Genomic DNA, 19,348 nt, shown 5'->3' with positions numbered 1-19,348 from the left:
CGGATCCTCACCGTTCGTGGTCGGGGCCGCCGTGCGCGGCGTCTTCGGCGTCGTGATGGCCCTGCTCGGCGGCGTCCCCGGAGTCGTGGCCGCCGTACGCGGCGTCCTCGGGGCCGTCGCCGCCGTACGCGGCGTCCTCCAGTTCGCTCAGCACCTGGTCCTCCACGAGTTCCGCCAGGGCGGCGACGGTGTGGGAGACGAGGACGTCGCGGGGGGTGAGCGTGACGCCGAACGCGTCGTTGGCGCGGGAGGCGATGAGCAGGGCGCGCATCGAGTCCCCGCCGAGCAGGAAGTAGTCGTCCTCGGCGCCCACGGCCGTCTGGAGGGTCTCCTCCCAGATGGCCGCCAGCACCTCCTCGGTGGGCGTGCGGGGTGCCACGTGTCCGGGCCGTTCCCGGTCCTCGGCCGGGGCCGGGGCGGGCAGGGCGGCCCGGTCGGTCTTGCCGTTCTCGGTGAGCGGGAAGCGGTCCAGCACCACGAACGCCGTCGGCACCATGTGCCCCGGCAGCGAGCGGGCGGCCAGCTCACGCAGTCCGGCGGCCGTGGGCGGTTCGGCGCCGGGGGCCGTGAGCAGATGGGCGACCAGGCGCGGCAGGCCCGGTTCGTCCTCGCGTACGGTGACCACGGCGTCCAGCACGCCGGGGTGACGGACCAGGGTCGCCTCGACCTCGCCCGCCTCGATGCGGTGGCCGCGCAGCTTGAGCTGGTGGTCGGTGCGGCCCAGGTAGTGCAGTTCGCCCGCGCTGTCGCGGCGCACCAGGTCGCCGGTGCGGTACATGCGGGTGCCGGGCGGCCCGAACGGGTCGGCGACGAACCGGGCCGCGGTCAGGCCCGGCCGGCCGAGGTAGCCACGGGCCAGCGCCGTTCCGCTGAGCCACAGTTCACCGGTGACGCCGCCGGGGACCGGCCGCAGCCGGGCGTCGAGGACGTAGGCCCCGGTGGCGGGCAGCGGGCGGCCGATGGGCGGGGCGCCGCCGTCCGCCGTCAGGGGCGCGGACCAGGTGGCGACGACGGTGGCCTCAGTGGGGCCGTAGGAGTTGACCATGCGGTGGTGCGGCGCCCAGCGGGCGACGAGTTCGGCGCCGCACGCGTCGGCTCCGACGATCAGCGTCTTCAGGTCCGGCAGGGTGCCGGGCGTGTCGGCCGGCAGGGTGGCGAGCGCGGCCGGGGGCAGCAGGGTGTGCGTGATCCGCCCGGTGCGCAGGACGTCGGCCAGTTCCGGGCCGAGCAGCGGACCCGGCCGGGGTACGACCAGCCGGGCGCCGTGCGGCAGGGACACGCACAGCTCCAGCACGGAGGCGTCGAAGCTGGGCGTGGCGAAGGCCAGCACCCGGTCTCCGGGGTCCACTCGGTAGTGGGCGGCCTCGGCGGCGGAGAACGCGGCGAGCCCGCGGTGGGTGACGACGACGCCCTTGGGGGTGCCGGTGGAGCCCGAGGTGTAGATGACGTAGGCGGGGTCGTCCAGGTCGAGGGGGCGGGTCCGGTCGGCGTCGGTGGGCCGGTGTCCGGGCGTGTCGTCCGGCGGGGCGGCGAGCAGGCCGGCGACCTCCTTGGCGTCCAGGGTGAGGGCGGGGGCCGCGTCGCGCAGCATCAGGGCGATGCGCTCCTCGGGGTAGGCGGGGTCGACCGGCAGGAACGCGGCGCCCGCCTTCGTCACCGCCAGCTGCGCCAGCACCATGTCGGCCGAGCGGGGCAGCAGCAGCGCGACGAGGTCGCCGGGACCGGTGCCGCGGCCGATGAGCCGGTGGGCCAGCCGGTTGGCGTGGTCCTCCACCTCGGCGAGGGTGAGCGTCGTGCCGGCCGCTTCGAGCGCGGGGGCCGTGGGCCGGCGGTCGACGGCGGCCTCGACGAGGGCGGGCAGGGTGGCGGCGGGTACCGGGCCGAGGGCGGGGCGGGCGGGGCCGTGCAGCAGCCGCTCCCGCTGCGCGGGCGGCAGCACGTCGAGGTCGTCCAGGCGGGCGGTGCCGTCCGTGCCGGCCAGGGTGTGCAGAGTGTGCAGCAGCTGGGCGGCCAGGGACTCGGCGGTGGCCGCGTCGAAGTAGCGCGGGTCGTGGCCGAGCTCGACGGCCAGCCGGTCGCCGGGCGAGACGACCACGGTGAGGGGGTAGTTGGTGGCCTCGCGGGCGTCCAGGTCCCGCAGGGCGAGCCCGTGCGCGCCCGCGGTCGCGTCGCCGACCGGGTAGTTCTCGAAGACCACCAGACTGTCGAACAGCGCTGTCCCCGGCGGAAGCTGGGCGAGAGCGTGCAGTTCGCCCAGGGGCAGGTGGTCGTGGCGCCGGTCCTCGGCGCGCGCCTCCTGCAGCGCGCGCAGCCAGTCGGCGCAGCTCGCGCCGCCGTCGACGTCGGTCCGGGCGGGCAGCGTGGTGATGAACAGGCCGGTGATGGTGTCGGCGCCGGGCAGGTCGGCGGGCCGTCCGGAGACGGTGGTGCCGAAGCAGACGTCCCGCTCCCCGCTCCAGCGCGCCAGCAGCAGCGCCCAGGCGCCCTGCACCAGGGTGTTGAGGGTGAGGTGGTGCCGGCGGGCGAACTCCTTCAGCCGCCGCGTCTCCTCGGCGCCGAGCCGTCGCGACAGCCAGCTGCCGGAGCGGGCGGTCTCGCCCGGGGCGGGCCTGCGGTCGTACGGCAGCGGGGTCGGGCCGTTCACAGCGGCCAGGGCGCCGCGCCAGTGTTCCGTCGCCCGGCCGGTGTCGCGGGCGGCCAGCCAGGCGGCGTAGTCGGCGAACGGCCTGCGCCCGGGCAGCCGGGGCCGTTCGCCGCGGGCCAGGGCGGCGTGCGCGGCCATGACGTCGGACAGGACGTGGAAGACGCTCCAGCCGTCCAGCAGGACGTGGTGGAAGGTCCACACCACGCGGACCGCGTCCGGGCCGAGCCGGACCAGGGCGAGCCGCAGCAGCGGGGCCCGGTCCAGGGCGATGCCCCGGCCGCGCTCCTCGGCGAGCAGCCGCTCCAGCTCCGCGTCCCGCCGGTCCGCGGGGAGCCGGCTCCAGTCGTGCTCGGTGACCGGCGGGGTCACGTCCCGGTGGACGATCTGGAGCGGCACGGGGACGCCGTGCAGGGCGACGGAGGTGCGCAGGACCGGGGTGTGGTCCACGACGTGCCGCCAGGCGTCGGCCAGGGTCCGCGGATCCCGGGCGCCGTCCGCCACGAAGGTGATCTGCTCGACGTACAGGCCGTGTTCGGCCTCGTCGAGGCCGTGCATCACCATGCCGGTCTGGGTGGGTGTGAGCGGATAGACGTCCGTCACGTCCGCTCCGTCGCCGACGAGCCGGTCGACGGCCGCCTGGTCCAGCGGCGCGAGCGGGAAGTCGGAGGGGGTGCGGCCGCCGGCGCCGGGTGCGGCGCAGTGCCGGACGATCTCCCGGAGTTCGTCGGTCAGCTCGGCCGCCAGCCGGGTGACGGTCTCCCGCCGGTGCACCTCGCGGGAGTACGACCAGGTGAACTCGAGCCGGTCGTCGACGACCTGGCCGAGCACGTCCAGGAGGTGCGGGCGGTCCGCGGAGCGGTCGATGCCGCCGGTGAGGCCGCCGTGGGGCGCGTGCAGCAGTCCGCCCGGGGCCGGGGTCCGGTCCGGCCGGCCCAGGTAGTTGAAGCAGACGGGCGGCAGGCCGGGCAGCTCGGCGCCGGCCGTGGGGTGGAGGAAGCGGAGCGCGCCGTAGCCCAGTCCGCCGTGGGGCACGGACCGCAGGTTCTCCTTGACGGCCTTCAGCACGGTGCCGGTGCCGGCGTCGCGGGGCACGTCCAGGGCGACCGGGTACATGGCCGTGAACCAGCCGACGGTCCCGGCGAGGTCGGTGTTCTCGAACAGCTCCTCGCGGCCGTGGCCCTCCAGGGTCACCGCCACCCGGTCGCGGCCGGTCCAGCGGGCCAGCACCCGGCCCAGCGCGCACAGCAGGACGTCGTTGACGCGGGTGCGGTACGCGTCCGGCACGTCCTGGAGCAGCCGGCGCGTCTCCTCGGCGTCGAGTCCGGCGGTCAGGCTCTCCTCGACGGCGACGGTGTTGGCGCCGCCGGGGTGGTCGGCCGGCAGGGTGGTGTCGGCGTCGATGCCCTGCCAGTGGGCGAGTTCGGCGTCGAAGCCGCCCGCGCCGGTGTGCGCGGCCAGCCGTCGGGCCCAGTCCCGGAACGAGGTGGTCTTGGGGCCGAGGACGGGCCGTTCCCCGTCGCGCAGGGCGCGGTAGGCGGTGTCCAGGTCCTCCAGGATCAGCCGCCAGGACACGGCGTCCACGACCAGGTGGTGGGCGGCCAGCAGCAGCACCGGCCGGCCGCCGTCGGCCGGACGGCACAGCGCGGCGCGCAGCAGGGGCCCGCGGGCCAGGTCGAAGCCGGCGGCGAGGGCGTCGGCCACCTCGTGGGGGGCCGCCCGGCGGTGCACCTCCAGGTGCGGGGCGTCGTCGCCGGGGGCGGTGCCGTACTGCCGCCACCGCCCGTCACCGGCCGGTTCGAAGCGCAGCCGCAGCGCGTCGTGCCGCTCCAGTACGGCGGCCAGGGCGGCCCGCAGCAGCGTCTCGTCGGGATCGCCGGCCAGCTCGTGGGCGACGGTCTGGCTGAAGTGGGCGGGGTCGCCGGTGACGGTGTCGAGGAGCCAGTGCTGCACGGGGGTGAGCGGGGCGTCGCCGGTCACCGGTCCCTGTTCGGCGGCGACGGCGGGCGCGGCCGGGTCCGGCAACCGCTCGGCCACGGCGGCGAGTTCGGCGAGGGTCTGGTGGGTGAACAGGTGCCGCGGGGTCAGGGAGAGTCCGGCCCGGCGGGCGGCGGAGACGATCCGGATGCCGAGGACGGAATCGCCGCCGAGGGTGAAGTAGTTGTCGTCGGCGGCGACTTCGGGCACGCCGAGCACCTCGGACCAGATGGCGGCGAGGGTCCGCTCGGCCGCGGTGCGCGGCGGCCGGCCGCCCCCGCCGGTCCCCGGACCGGCCCACTGCGGCGCGGGCAGCGCCCGCCGGTCGAGCTTGCCGGTGGCACCGAGCGGGAGCCGCTCCAGCGGGACGACGAGGGCCGGGACCAGGTGGTCGGGGAGACTGCGGGCGAGGAAGGCCCGCAGCTCTGCGGTGTCGGGAAGACCGGTCGGACCGGGCACCGCCCGGCCGCCCGCGTCCGGCGAACCGGACGGGGACGGCGCGTCGACTGCGGGGGCCGGGGAACCCGGCGGGCGGGGCACCAGATCGTCGGCGGGGGCCGGTGGCCCGGACGGGCGGGACGGAGCGTCGTCGGCGGCGGGGGGCGCCAGGCCGGGGGTCCGGGGGACCGCGTAGCCGATCAGCCGGCGGTGGCCGTCGTGTTCGACCACCCGGGCCGCTGCCGCCGCCACGGCCGGGTGGCGGGCCAGCGCGGCCTCCACCTCGCCGAGTTCGATGCGGAAGCCGCGCACCTTCACCTGGTCGTCGCCGCGGCCGAGGTAGTCGAGGTCGCCGTCGGCCGTCCAGCGGACCAGGTCGCCGGTGCGGTACATGCGGCTGCCGGGCGGGCCGAACGGGTCGGGCAGGAATCGGGAGGCGGTCAGGCCGGGGCGGCGCAGATAGCCGCGGGCGACGCCGGTCCCGGCGAGGAACAGCTCGCCGGGCGCTCCGGGGGGCACCGGGCGCATCCGCTCGTCGAGGACGTAGGCGCGGGCGCCGCCGAGCGGACGGCCGATCGGCGGGTCCCGGTCGGGATCGGCCGGGTCGCAGGTGAAGGCGGTGGCGTAGACGGTCGCCTCGGTGGGGCCGTAGATGTTGCGCACCTGGCAGCCGGGAACGGCCTCGCGGACCCGGCCGACGGTGCGGGCGGGCAGCCCCTCCCCCGCGAGGACGACGGTGTCCGCGGTGATCCGCACGGCGTCCTCGGCGAGCAGCCGGTCCAGGGCCGAGGGCACCGCGCTGAGCAGTCCGGCCCGCCAGGGCCCGGGGCGCTCGGCGAGGGCCAGCAGGTCGCGGACGACCTCCACGCAGCCGCCGGACAGCAGCGGCGAGAAGATCTCGAAGACCGACACGTCGAAGTTGAGCGAGGTGGAGGCCACCACGTGGGCCAGTCCGCGGCCGGTGAACTCGGCCGCCGCCCAGTCGGTCAGGGCCAGCACGGAGGCGTGGCTGACGACGACGCCCTTGGGTCGGCCGGTCGAGCCGGAGGTGTGGATGACGTAGGCCGGGTGGCCGGGCAGCAGGGCGCCCGGCCGCTCGTCGTCGCCGAGGGGCGCGTCCGGCACTCCGGGATCCGGCTCCTCGTCCAGCAGGATCCTGGTGAACGGGCCCTCGGGCAGCCGGCCGGCGGTCTCCGTGGCCGTGATCACGGCGTCGGGCCGTACGTCCTCGAAGAGGAACGCGACGCGCTCGGCCGGGTACTGGGGGTCGACCGGCAGATAGCCGGCGCCGCTCTTCAGCACCGCGAGGAGCGCCACGATCAGGTCGGCGGTGCGGGGCAGGCAGAGGGCGACGAAGCGCTCGGGTCCGGCGCCGGCGGCGACGAGCAGCCGGGCCAGCCGGCTGGAGCGGGCGTCGAGTTCGCGGTAGGTGAGGCAGGTGTCGCCGTGGCGGACCGCCGGGGCGTCCGGGGTGCGCGCGGCCTGCCGCCGGAACGCCTCGGGCAGGGTGTCCCGCGGTGCCTCGGCCACGGGTCCGCCGAACCGGTGCACCAGGGCGCGCCCGTCGGCCGGGTCCAGCAGCGGCAGGTCGGCCAGGCGGCGGTCCGGGCCGGCGGCCATGCCCGTCAGCAGGGTGCGCAGGCTCTCGCCGAGGGCCCGGACCGTGGAGGCGTCGAAGGCGGCCGGGTCGTAGTCGAGGTGCACGGCCAGGGTGTCGCCGGGCGCGACGACCACGCTGAGCGGGTAGTTCGTCGGCTCCAGGTCCCGCTCCTGCTCCATGGCCAGGCCGTGCCGGGCCAACGCGCCCTCGTCGAAGGGGTAGTTCTCGAAGACGACGATGGAGTCGAACAGTCCGGTGCCGCCCGGCACCTCGCTCCACGCCTGCAGCTGGGCCAGTGAGACGAAGTCGTGGCGCCGGGACTCGGACTGGGCGGCCTGCAGTTCGCGCAGCCAGTCCAGCAGCGGGCGCCGTTCGTCGACGCGGGCCCGGGTGGGCAGGGTGTTGATGAACAGGCCGACCATGGAGGTCACGCCCGGCAGCTCGGCGGGCCGGCCGGAGACGGTCGTGCCGAACACCACGTCGGAGCCGCCGCCGTAGCGGGAGAGCAGCAGGGCCCACGCTCCCTGGAGGACCGTGTTGAGGGTCAGCCCCGCGCGCTGGGCGGTCTCCCGCAGCCGCGCCGAGACGTCCCCGTCGAGGGTCATCCGTACCGACTCCGAGGAGGAGGCCCGGTGGGCCTCGGCGGGCCGCCGGTCCCGGGGCAGTTCGGTGGGGGCCTGGAAGCCGGCCAGGGCGGCGCGCCAGTACCGTTCGGCCCGGCCGGTGTCCCGCCCGGCCAGCCAGCGCAGGTAGTCGGCGAAGGGCCTGCGGTCCGGCACCTGCGGCGGGCGCCCCGAGGTCAGGGCGGCGTACCGCTCGCACACCTCGTCGAAGACCTGGGCGGCGCTCCAGCCGTCGAGCAGGACGTGGTGGAAGGTCCACACCAGGCGGACCCGGTCGGCTGCCAGCCGGATCAGGGTGAGCCGCATCAGGGGCGCGGTGCCCAGGTCGATGCCCGCCTCCCGGTCCTCGGCCAGCAGCCGGTCCAGGTCGCGCGCGCCGGGGCCGGCGGGCCGCCCGGACCAGTCGTGGTGGGTGACGGGCACGGTGACCCGCCGCCGGACGACCTGGAGCGGTTCCGGGGTCTCCTGCCACACCAGGCGCGTGCGCAGGCCCGGGTTGGCGTCCACGGTGTGCTGCCAGGCCGCGGCGAGCGCGTGCGGGTCGGTGACACCGGACAGGACCAGCTGCACCTGGTTGACGTAGGTGCGGCCGCCGGGGTCCAGCAGGCTGTGGAAGAGCATGCCCGACTGCATCGGCGTCAGCGGATGGATGTCCTCGACGTCCCGGCCGTCCCCGGCGATCCGGTCCACGGCGGCCTGGTCCAGCCGGACCAGCGGGAAGTCCGACGGGGTGCGGCCGCCCGCGTCCGGCCGGGCGCAGTGCGCGACGATGTCGCCGAGGGCCGTCAGCATGCCCTCGGCGAGGGCGGTGACGGTCTCCTCGCGGTGCCGTCCGGCGCTGTAGTGCCAGGTGATCTCCAGCCGGTCGTCCTCGACCCGGGCCACGACGTCCAGCAGGTGCGGCCGCTCGGTGCCGGGCGCCTCCGCGCCGCCCAGGCCGCCGGGCACCGCCCCGATCAGGGTGCCGCCGTCGGCGGTCCAGTCGAAGCGGCCCAGGTAGTTGAAGCTGATGCCGGGCTCGGGCGCGCCGGTCAGCCGTTCCTCGCGGGCGAGGTGGCGCAGCACGCCGTAGCCGAGTCCCCGGTCGGGTACGGCCCGCAGCTGCTCCTTCACCGACTTCAGAGCGGTGCCCCAGTCCCCTCGCGGGACGGACAGGGCGACCGGGAAGAGCGAGGTGAACCAGCCGACCGTACGGGACAGGTCGACGTCGTCGAAGAGCTGGTCCTCGCGGCCGTGGCCCTCCAGGCCGACGGCGACGGTGTCGCGTCCGGTCCAGTCGGCGAGGACCCGGCCCAGCGCGGTGAGCAGGACGTCGTCGACGCGGGTGCGGTAGACGCCCGGGACGCGGCGCAGCAGGCCGTCGGTGCGCTCGCGGTCCAGCCGGACGGTCACCTCGCGGACGTCGGCCATGGTGTTGCCGCCGGTGCCGTCCACGGGCAGCGGTTCGGCGCTGTGCCGGGCGGTCCGCTCCCAGTGGGCGAGCCGCCCGGTGAAGCGGTCGTGGTCGCTCAGCCGGCGGGCCCACTCCCGTACGGAGGTGGTGCGGGCGGGCAGTCGTACGGGCTGTCCGGACGCGGCCTGCCGGTAGGCGGTCTCCAGGTCCTCCAGCAGGATCCGCCAGGAGACGCCGTCGACCACCAGGTGGTGGGCGACGAGCAGCAGCCGGTCGGCGGGCCGGGTGCCGTCGGCGGTGAACAGGCGGGCGGTGAACAACGGGCCGGTGTCCAGCCGGAGTCCGCCGTGGGCCTGTGCCGTGGCGTGTTCCTCGGCCCGCCCGTCGTGCACCTGGAGCAGTTCGGGGACGGGGCCGTCGGCGGTGGCGACGTCCTGGTGCCAGGTGCCGTCGGCGCCTGGGGTGAACCGGGCGCGCAGGGCGTCGTGGTGCGTCCACAGGGCGGTCAGGGCGCTGCGCAGGGCGTCCCTGTCGACGGCGCCGGCCGTCTCGACGACGACGGACTGGTTGAAGAATCCGGGGTGTTCCGGCCGCGGGTCCAGGAACCAGTGCTGGATCGGTGTGAGGCCCGAGGCTCCGTCGACCGGTTCGGTACCGGCGACGGCGGGCGCGGTGCCGCCGGTGGCCGCGGCGAGTTCGGCCACGGTGGGGTGCCGGAAGAGGTCGCGCGGGGTGAGGGTGAGCCCGGCGGTCCGGGCGCGGGAGACCACCTGGATGCTGAGGATGGAATCGCCGCCCAGCATGAAGAAGTTGTCGTCGACGCCGACCCGTGCCACGCCGAGCAGTTCGGCCCAGATCCCGGCGAGGACGCGCTCGGTCTCGGTGCGCGGGGCACGGTGGGCGCGCTCGCCGCCCGCCGACCAGTCGGGGGCGGGCAGCCGCCGCCGGTCGACCTTGCCGTTGCCGGTCAGCGGCAGTTCGGACACGGTGACGAAGGCGGCGGGCAGCATGTAGTCGGGCAGTCCGGCCGCCAGGTGGGCGCGCAGCTCTGCGGCGGAGGGCACCGTGGCGGCGCCGGCCGGCACGAGGTGGGCGGCCAGCCGCTTGCGTCCGGCGTCCTCGTACAGGGAGACGACGGCCTCGGCGATGCCGGGATGGGCGGTGAGCCGGGCCTCGATCTCGGCGGGTTCGACCCGGAAGCCGCGGATCTTGATCTGGTCGTCCGCGCGGCCGACGAAGTGCAGCTCGCCGTCGGCGCTCCAGCGCACGATGTCGCCGGTGCGGTACATGCGCGCGCCGGGCGGGCCGTAGGGATCGGCGACGTAGCGGGCGGCGGTCGCCCCCGGGCGGCCCGTGTAGCCCCGGGCGAGGCCCGCGCCGGAGACGTACAACTCGCCGGGGATGCCCGGCGGCTGCGGTTGGAGGGCGGCGTCCAGGACGTACACGCGGGTGTTGTCGAGGGGGCGGCCGATGGGCAGCACGGCGGGCAGCGGGTCGCCGGCCCGGAAGACGCGGCGGGTGGCGAACGTGGTGGTCTCGGTGGGGCCGTAGCCGTCCACGACGGTCAGGCCGGGGCAGGCCTGAAGGACCCGGCGCACGACGGCGCCGGGCACGGCCTCGCCGCCCGTCCACACCTCGCGGGCGCCACGCAGGCAGGCGGGGTCCTCCTGGGCGAGCAGCCGGAACAGGCCCGCGGTCAGCCACAGGCAGTTCACCCGCTGTTCGGTGATGGCGTGCCGGACCTGGGCGGCGTCCAGGTCGGTGGGCGGGGCGAGGACGGCCGTGCCGCCGCGCAGCAGCGGCACCCACACCTCGTAGGTGGAGGCGTCGAAGGCCCCCGGCGAGTGCACGAGGACCCGGTCGTGCCCGGTGAAGGCCCGGTCCAGGGCGAGGGCGACGACGTCGCGCTGGCGCACCGCGACCCCCTTGGGGGTGCCGGTGGAGCCCGAAGTGAACATCAGGTACTGGATGTTGTCCGGGTGGACCGTGCGGGCGGGGGCCGGGGCGGGGGTGCCGGAGGTGTCGTCGACGCGCAGGACGCCGTCGCCGGGCAGCGCCTCCCGGGCCGTCTCCTCCCAGCCGGCGTCGGTCAGCAGCAGGGCGGCGCCGGCCTCGGTCAGTGTGCGGCGCAGCCGCTCGGCCGGGGCCCTGCCGTCGAGCGGCACGCACACGCCGCCGGTGCGGACGAGGGCCAGCTGGGTGACGATCAGGTCCGCGGAGCGGTCCATGAGGACACCGACCGGGCGTTCCGGCCGCACGCCGAGGCCGGCCAGCCGGGCCGCCAACCGGGCCGCCCGCGTGTCGAGTTCGCGGTAGGTGACGTGTTCGTCGCCGGCTTCCAGGGCCACCGCGTCGGGGGTGCGGCACACTTGCTCGGCGAAGAGGGCGGCGACGGTGGTGTCGGGCAGGTCGGTGGCGGTGTCGTTCCAGGCGTGCAGCACCTGCTCGCGACGGTCCGGGGTGAGCAGGGGCAGCCGGTCGGGCGGGTTCCCGGAGCCGGTGGCCAGGCCGGCGAGCAGCGCGGTCAGGTACTCGGCCATCCGCTCGACGGTGCCGGCGTCGAACAGCTCGGGGTCGTAGCCGAGGCGCAGCGTCAGCTCCGGCCCCGGGTAAGCGGTCAGGCTCAGCGGGTAGTTGGTGGTCTCGATGCCCTCCAGGCCGCTCAGGCGCAGTCCGTGGGAGGCGGCGAGATCGTCGTCCACCGGGTAGTTCTCGAAGACGACGATGCTGTCGAACAGGGCGACCCGTTCGGGGAGTTCGGTGAGGGCCTTGATCCGGGTGAGCGGCAGGTGGTCGAAGCGCCGGTCCTCGCTCTGGTCCTGCTGAAGGTCGCGCAGCCAGTCGAGCAGGGTGCCGTCGCCGGGAACCGTGACCCGGGTGGGCAGGGTGGTGATGAACAGGCCGGTCATGGCCTCGGCGCCGGGCAGCTCGGGCGGCCGTCCGGACACGGTGGTGCCGAACACCACCTCGTCCCGGCCCGCCTGCCGGGCCAGCAGCAGCGCCCAGGCGCCCTGCACCAGGGTGTTCAGGGTGAGGCCGCCGGTGCGCGCGAGTTCCTCCAGCGTCCGGGTGGCGGCCGCGGGCAGTGTGCCGCGGACCTCGTGCGTGGACTCGGCGCGGTGGGCCTCGCGCGGCTCACGGTCGTACGGCAGCCAGGTGGCCTCGATGAGGCCGGACAGACGCTGCCGCCAGTGGCGTTCGGCCGCGGCCTGGTCGCGTTGCCGCAGCCAGGCGACGTAGTCGCGGTGCGGCGGGCGGTGCGGGAGGGTGTCGGGTCCGGCACCGGCGTGCCGGGCGAAGACGTCGGAGAGCACCTGGAACAGGCTCCAGCCGTCCAGGAGCAGATGGTGGAACGACCACACCACGCGCACGGCGGTGCCGGAGACGCGGGCGAGGAGCAGGCGCTGGAGCGGGGCCCGCCCGAGGTCGATGCCCCGCGCGCGGTCCCGGGCCAGCACGTCGTCCAGCCGGGCGCGGCTCTCCTCGGCCGGCAGGCCGCGCCAGTCCAGGTGGGTGACCGGCAGGGTCGCGTGGCGCTGCACCACGAGGAGCGGTTCGGGTACGTCCTCCCAGACGACCCGGCCGCGCAGCGCCTCGGTGCGGTCGGTCACGTCCTGCCAGGCGGCGGCGAGGGCCTCCGGGTCGGGCACGCCGTCGAGGACGAACGTCAGCTGCTGGAAGTAGACGCCGCGGTCGTCCTGGGACAGGCCGTGGAAGAGCATGCCCGCCTGGGTCGGCGTGAGCGGCAGGACGTCGGCCACCGCGGCCGGGTCCGGGGCCGTGACGCGGTCCACGGCGGCCTGGTCGAGCCGGGCCAGCGGGAAGTCGGACGGGGTGCGTCCGGCGGCCCCGGGACGGGCGGCGTGCCGGGCGAGGTCCGCGAGCGCGTCGGCGAAGCGCCCGGCCAGGCCGGCGACCGTGTCCTCCCGGTACCGCCGGTCCGGGTAGAACCAGGTGAACTCAAGGATGTCGTCGACGAGTTGTCCGACGACCTCCAGGGCGTGCGGGCGCTCCGCCGCCGGGTCGGCGTCCAGTTCCAGCGGCCGTACGGTGCCCCGGTAGAGGCCCTCGGGGTCCTCCGGCAGCCCCATCCGGCCCAGGTAGTTGAAGCTGACCTGCGCGTCCGGGGTGCGCGGGGCCGCCCCGGGCCCGGCCAGCCGGCGCAGCGCGTCATGGCCCAGGCCGTGCCGGGGTACGGCGCGCAGCTGCTCCTTGACCCGTTTCAGCACGGTGTCCCAGCCGGCGTCCTCCGGCACGGCGAGCGCGACGGGATACCGGGTGGTGAACCAGCCGACCGTGCGGCTGATGTCCAGCTCGGGGAAGAGTTCCTCGCGGCCGTGCCCCTCGACGTCGACCACCACCCGGTCCCGCCCGCTCCAGGCGCACAGGGCCCGGCCGAGGGCGCTGAGCAGGACGTCGTTGGCCTGGGTGCGGTAGGTGTCGGGCAGGGTGCGCAGCAGGGCCGAGGTGACCTCGGGGCTCAGCCGTACGGTGACCGCGCGCTGGTCGGCGTAGGTGTTCCGGCCGTCCGGCAGGTCGGCGGGGAGGGCGGGCTCGGCGCCGGGGAACGCCTCGGCCCAGTACGGCCGTTCGTCGTCGAATCCGCCGTCCGCCGCGTGGGCGTTCAGCCGGCGTGCCCACTGCCGCAGCGGCGAGGACTTCGCGGGCAGCGCGGCGGCGCCGTCGGCGCCGGCCCGGCGGGCCCGGTAGGCGCGGTCCAGGTCCTCCAGCAGGACCCGCCAGGAGACCCCGTCGACGACCAGGTGGTGGACGGTGAGGTGCAGCACGCGGGGCAGGCCGGCCCCGGGGTCGTGCAGCACGGCCCGCAGCAGCGGTCCCCGGGCCAGGTCGAAGGGGCCGAAGTGCGGGGTGTCCGTCTCCGGGCCGGTGTGGCGGGCCAGGCGGACGCGGGGTGTCCGGTCGTCGACGCGCCACTCGGCCCCGCCGTCTTCGTCGCCCGTGACGAAGCGGGAGCGCAGGGCGTCGTGGTGGGCGGCCAGGTCGCCCAGCGCGTCCTCCAGCGCCACCGGGTCGAGGTCGTCGGGCACCCGGACGGACAGGGCCTGGGAGAAGTGGCCGGCGCGCTCGGCGGCCGTGCCGAACAGCCAGTGCTGGATGGGGGTCAGGGGTGCCGGGCCGGTGGCCGCCTCCGGTGCGGGGGCCGCCCCGCGCGGGCCGGCGGCGGCGTCCGCGCAGCGGGCGAGGGCGGCGACGGTCTGGTGCCGGTAGACGTCCCGGGAGGTCAGCGGCAGGCCTTCCTGCCGGGCGCGGGCCACCACCTGGATGCTCAGGATCGAGTCGCCGCCGAGTTCGAAGAAGTTGTCGTCGACGCCGATCCGTTCCACACGCAGCGCCTCCGCCCAGATCGCGGCGAGCGCGCGCTCGGTGGGCGTGCGGGGTGCGACGTGCCGTACCGCGCGCACGGCGGGGCCGGGGTCGGGGAGGCGGCCGCGGTCGAGCTTGCCGTTCGGGCTGAGGGGCAGGGCGTCCAGGACGAGGACGACCGACGGGACCATGTAGTCGGGGAGCGTACGGCCGAGTTCGCGGCGTACGGCCTCGGGTTCCACCCGTTCCCCGGCGGCCGGGACGACGTAGCCGGCCAGGCGCCGGTGACCGTCGCCGTCGGTGGTGGCGGTGGCCGCCGCCTCGGCCACGCCCGCGCAGCCGCGCAGCGCCTCCTCCACCTCGCCCAGTTCGATGCGGAAGCCGCGCACCTTGACCTGCTGGTCGGTGCGGCCCACGTACTCCAGTCCGCCGTCGGCACAGCGGCGCACCAGGTCGCCGGTGCGGTACATGCGCTCCCCCGGCGCGCCGAACGGATCGGCGACGAACCGGACGGCGGTCAGCCCGGCCCGGCGCAGGTAGCCCCGGGCCAGGCCACCGCCGCCCAGGTACAACTCGCCCGTGACACCGACGGGCTGGGGCCGCAGGGCGTGGTCCAGGACGTAGGCCCGGGTGAGCGCCACCGGGTCGCCGATGGGCGGGGCCTGCTCCGGCAGCCGGTCGCCGGCGAACCAGGCGGTGGCGTACACGGTGGCCTCGGTGGGGCCGTAGATGTTGGCGATCCGGCTCCCGGGCATGGCGGCGCGCAGCTCGTGCACCGTCTGCGCGGGCAGGGCCTCGCCGGCCAGGACGACGGTGTCCGCGGTCAGGGGCGCGGTGCCGCCCGATATCAGCCGGGAGACGACGGACGGCACGCCGCTGAGCAGCCCGGCGTGCCGTGGGCCGGTGCCGTCGGCGAGGGCGGGCAGATCGGCGACCACCTCGACGGTGCCGCCCGCCACCAGGGGGCAGAGCAGCTCGAAGACCGAGACGTCGAAGTTGAGGGAGGTGGAGGCGATCACATGGGCCAGCCCCTCGGCACCGAAGCGTTCCCGCGCCCACTGCGCCAGGGCACCGGCACTGCGGTGGGTGACCACGACGCCCTTGGGGCGTCCGGTGGAGCCCGAGGTGTAGATGACGTACGCGGGATGGTCCGGGAGCAGCGGTACGGTCCGGTCGGCGTCGGTCGGCTCCGGGCCGGACCCGGCCGTGTCCGCGTGGTCCTCCAGGATCAGCGGTGCGCAGTCGGCGGGCAGGGCGGAGGCGGTCTCCCGGGTGGCGACGACGAGGGCGGGCCGGGCGTCGGCGAGCATGAGGCGGACGCGCTCGGCGGGGTAGCCGGGGTCGACGGGGAGGTAGGCGGCGCCCGAGGCGAGCACCCCCCACAGCACGGGCACGAGGTCCGCGGAGCGCGGCAGGCACAGCGCGACCAGCCGCTCGGGGCCTGCGCCGTGCGCGGCGAGCAGCCGGGCCAGCCGGCCGGCGCGCCGGACGACCTCGGCGTAGTCCAGCCGTACCGGGCCGCAGACGACGGCGGTACGGTCCGGGGTGCGGGCCGCCTGGGCGTGCAGCAGAGCGGGCAGCGTGATGTGCCCGGTGTCCCGGGCACGGCCGGCGGGCGGGTTCCAGGTGTCCACCAGCGTGCGCTGTTCCTCGGCCGAGAGCATGGACAGCTCGGCCAGCGTGCGGCCGGGGCCGTCCGCCATGCCCTCCAGCAGGCGGTGCAGATGAGCGGTCAGCCGGGCCACGGTGGCCGCCTCGAACAGGTCCGTGCTGAACTCGGCGGTCAGCACACAGCCGCCGTCCGCGTCCGGTGTGAACTCCAGGACCAGGTCGAAGCGGGCGGCGGGGCGGGGCAGCGGGTGGTCGGCGAAGCGCAGGCCGCCGGAGAGCGGGGGCACGGCGGGCGCGGTCTGCTGCACGACGAGCGCCTGGACCAGCGGGGTGCGGCTGGGGTCGCGGGGCGGGGCCAGTTCCTCGACCACCCGGTCGAACGGCACCGTGTCGTGGGCGAACGCGTCCAGCACGGTCGTCCGCATGCTCTCCACGAACCGGTCCACGGTGGCCCGCTCGTCCACCTCGCCGCGGAGCACCACCGTGTTGGCGAAGAAGCCCGGCACGTCCTCCAGGTCCCGTCGGCCGCGTCCGGTGGTGACGGTGCCGAACGCGACGTCCCGCTGTCCCGAGTAACGGGAGAACAGCAGCGCGGAGGCGCCCGCGAACAGGGTGAACACGGTGGTGCCGCGGCCGGCGGCCAGTTGCCGCAGCCGGTTCACCAACTCCGCCGGGAGGGTGTGCCGGTGGGCCGCCCCGGCGGTGGTGCGCACCGCCGGACGCGGCCGGTCGGTGGGCAGCTCCAGGTGCTGCAGGCCCGTCAGGTGCCTTTTCCAGTAGGCCAGGTCGGCGGCGTCGCCCCCGGCGGCCCGCTGCCGCCGCTCCCACACCGCGAAGTCCGGGTACTGCAGCGGGGGTCGCGGCAGCCGGTCGGGCTCGCCGGTGGTCTCCGCGTGGTAGAGGGCGGCGAGTTCCCGGGTGAGGATGCCCACCGACCAGCCGTCGGTGACGATGTGGTGCTGGGCCAGGAGCAGCAGGTGGTCCTCGGCGGCGAGCCGGACGAGCAGGGCCCGGGTGAGCGGGCCGGCCGCCAGGTCGTAGGGGCGGCTCAGTTCCTCGGTGAGCAGTGCCTCGGCGGACTCGGCGCGGCGCGCGTCGGGTACGCCGGTGAGATCGGCCGTCCGCAGCGGCAGGTCCGGCTCGGGCGCGACGCGCTGCGCGCCCTGGCCGTCGGCCGTGGTGAACGTGGTGCGCAGGGAGGCGTGGCGGCCCGCGAGGCGGTGCAGGGAGCGGCGCAGCGCGTCCGGGTCCACCGGGCCGCGCAGCCGCAGGGCCACCCCGGTGTTGTACTCGGTGCCGCCCGCGGTGAGGTCGTCGAGGTACCAGAGCCGCCGCTGCGCGCTCGACAGGGGCAGGCCGTCCTCGCGCGGGGCGGGCGGGATCGGCTCCGGCGGGGCGGCGGCCGACGGGTCGGTGAGCAGCGGGGCGAGGGCGGCGACCGTACGTGCGGTGAAGACGTCCCGTACGGACAGCCGTACGCCCAGTTCGTCCCTGATCCGGGACAGGACACGGGCGGCGAGGATCGACTCGCCGCCGAGGTCGAAGAAGTCGTCCGTCACCCCGACGGCGTCGACGCCCAGCGCCTCGGCCCAGATCGCGGCGAGGGCCGCCTCCCGGGGTGACCGCGGCGCCACCCGGCCGGCCGCCACCGTGCGTTGGGGGGCGGGCAGGGCCCGCCGGTCGATCTTGTGCTGCGGGGTGAGCGGCATCCGCTCCAGGACCACGATCGCGGACGGCACCATGTGGGCGGGCAGGACGGCGGCCACGGCCGCGCGAAGGACGGCGGGGTCCAGGGCCGGTTCCGCTTCCGGTTCCGCTTCCGCCTCCGGAACGGGAGCCGCGGTGGCGGAGGTGGCCGGGGGTGCGGCGGAGGCCGGCTCTCCGGCCGGGGTGACGTAGCCGACGAGCCGCTGGTGTCCCGGCTCGTCCTCGCGTACGACGACCACGGCCTCGCCGACGGCGCCGGCCCGGCGCAGGGCCGCCTCGATCTCGCCCGGCTCGATGCGGAAGCCGCGGATCTTCACCTGCCGGTCCAGCCGTCCCAGGAACTCCAGTTCCCCGTCGGCGGTCCGGCGCGCCCGGTCCCCGGTGCGGTACAGGCGGGCGCCGGGCGTCCCGAAGGGGTCGGCGACGAAGCGGGTGGCGGTCAGGCCCGGACGGCCCAGGTAGCCGCGGGCCACCGCGTCGCCGCCCACGAACAACTCGCCGTCCGCGCCGGGCGGTACGGGCCGCATCGCGGAGTCGAGGACGTAGACCCGGGTGTGCGGCAGGGCGCCGCCGATCGTCGGGGTGCCCTGGCCGGCGGTGAGCGGCCCCGTCCAGGTGGCGACGATGGTGGTCTCGGTCGGACCATAGGAGTTGATCATGCGGCGGCCGGGTGCCCAGCGGTCGACGAGCCCGGCCGGGCAGGCCTCGGCGCCCACGATCAGCGTGCGCAGGTGGGGCGCGGTGCCCTGGGCGGGGTCGGGCAGGGTGGCCAGCGCGGCGGGCGGGATGAGGGCGTGGGTGATGCGGTGCTCGTCCAGGACCGCGGCGAGTTCGTCGCCCAGCCAGGGGCCGTGCGGCGGTACGACGAGTGTGGCGCCGGACAGGACGGAGACGAACAGTTCCAGGACGGAGGCGTCGAAGCTCGGCGAGGAGAACTGGAGCACGCGGTCGCCGGGGCCCACCGCGTACCGTTCGGCGGCGGCCGAGGTGAAGCCACCGATGCCGCGGTGGGTGACGGTCACACCCTTGGGCGTGCCGGTGGACCCGGAGGTGTAGATGACGTAGGCCGCGTGGTCAGCGCCGACTCCGGCTCCGGCCGCATGGTCGGCTTCGGCTTCCGCTCCGGCCGCGTGGTCGGTGGCCGCTTCGGTTCTGGTCTCGGGGTCGGCGGCGTCCTCGGTGTCCGGCGGTGTGTCCGTGTCCAGCAGCCGACCGACCAGGCGCGCGTCGTCGAGGGTGACCGCCGGCGCCGCGTCGGCGAGCATCAGGGCCCGGCGCTCGGCGGGGTAGGCGGGGTCCACGGGCAGGAAGGCGGCGCCCGCCCGGGCGACGGCCAGTTCCGCCGCGATCAGTTCCATGGAGCGCGGCAGCACCAGGGCCACCACCCGGTCGGGTCCGGCTCCCCGCCGTGACAGGTGCCCGGCCAGCCGGTCGGCACGGGCGGCCAGTTCTCGGTACGTCCAGGTCCGCCGGCCGTCGGTGAGGGCCGGTGCGTCCGGGGTGCGGGCCACCCAGGCGGCGAACAGCCCGCCGAGCGTCGGGTGCTCCGCAGCCGCGACGCTCTCCGGCGTGCCGGCGGCGGAACCACCGGCCTGCGGCAGGGAGGACGCCGGTGCGGGCTTGTCGTGCAGGTCCGTCATGGGTGAAGTCCTTTGGAGAGCGGGACGATGCGGCACGGGCGCGCCCGGCCCACCGCGGGAGCGGTGCGCTGGGCCGGGGTGACACACCGGGCGGGCGCGACGGTGCGGCGGTGCTTCGAAGTGGTGGGGTGGTGGGCCGACCGGGCGATCCGGCCCCCTGCGCGGGCGCCCCCGTGCTCCGGGCGGGGCCGCCGGACGGCGCGGGGCCGGCGGGTGACCGGGCCGCAGGACCGTCGGGGCGGAACCGCCTGTGGCTGCCGGAACCGGGAACGGTGCCGGCCGGGCGGGCGACGTCCGCCGGTACCAGGACCGGGACCGCCCGGCGACCGACCCGAGCGCGACCGGAGCCGGTACCGGAGCCGGAGCCGCCGACGGCTGCCCGAACCGGAATCC

Annotated in this window: 1 protein-coding gene; it reads right to left on the bottom strand. The window is 76.4% G+C overall.

Annotated elements, in window-relative coordinates; genetic code table 11:
• Nucleotides 1–7: 7 nt before the first annotated feature.
• Nucleotides 8–18,955: a non-ribosomal peptide synthase/polyketide synthase gene (locus tag FHS34_RS19720; RefSeq protein WP_184967120.1), complete on the bottom strand. Its 18,948-nt coding sequence runs from the start codon at nt 18,953–18,955 to the stop codon at nt 8–10.
• Nucleotides 18,956–19,348: the final 393 nt, after the last annotated feature.

The sequence above is a fragment of the Streptomyces echinatus genome, assembly GCF_014203595.1.
GTDB lineage: Bacteria > Actinomycetota > Actinomycetes > Streptomycetales > Streptomycetaceae > Streptomyces > Streptomyces echinatus.
This window is presented reverse-complemented; position numbering and strand designations above follow the sequence as displayed.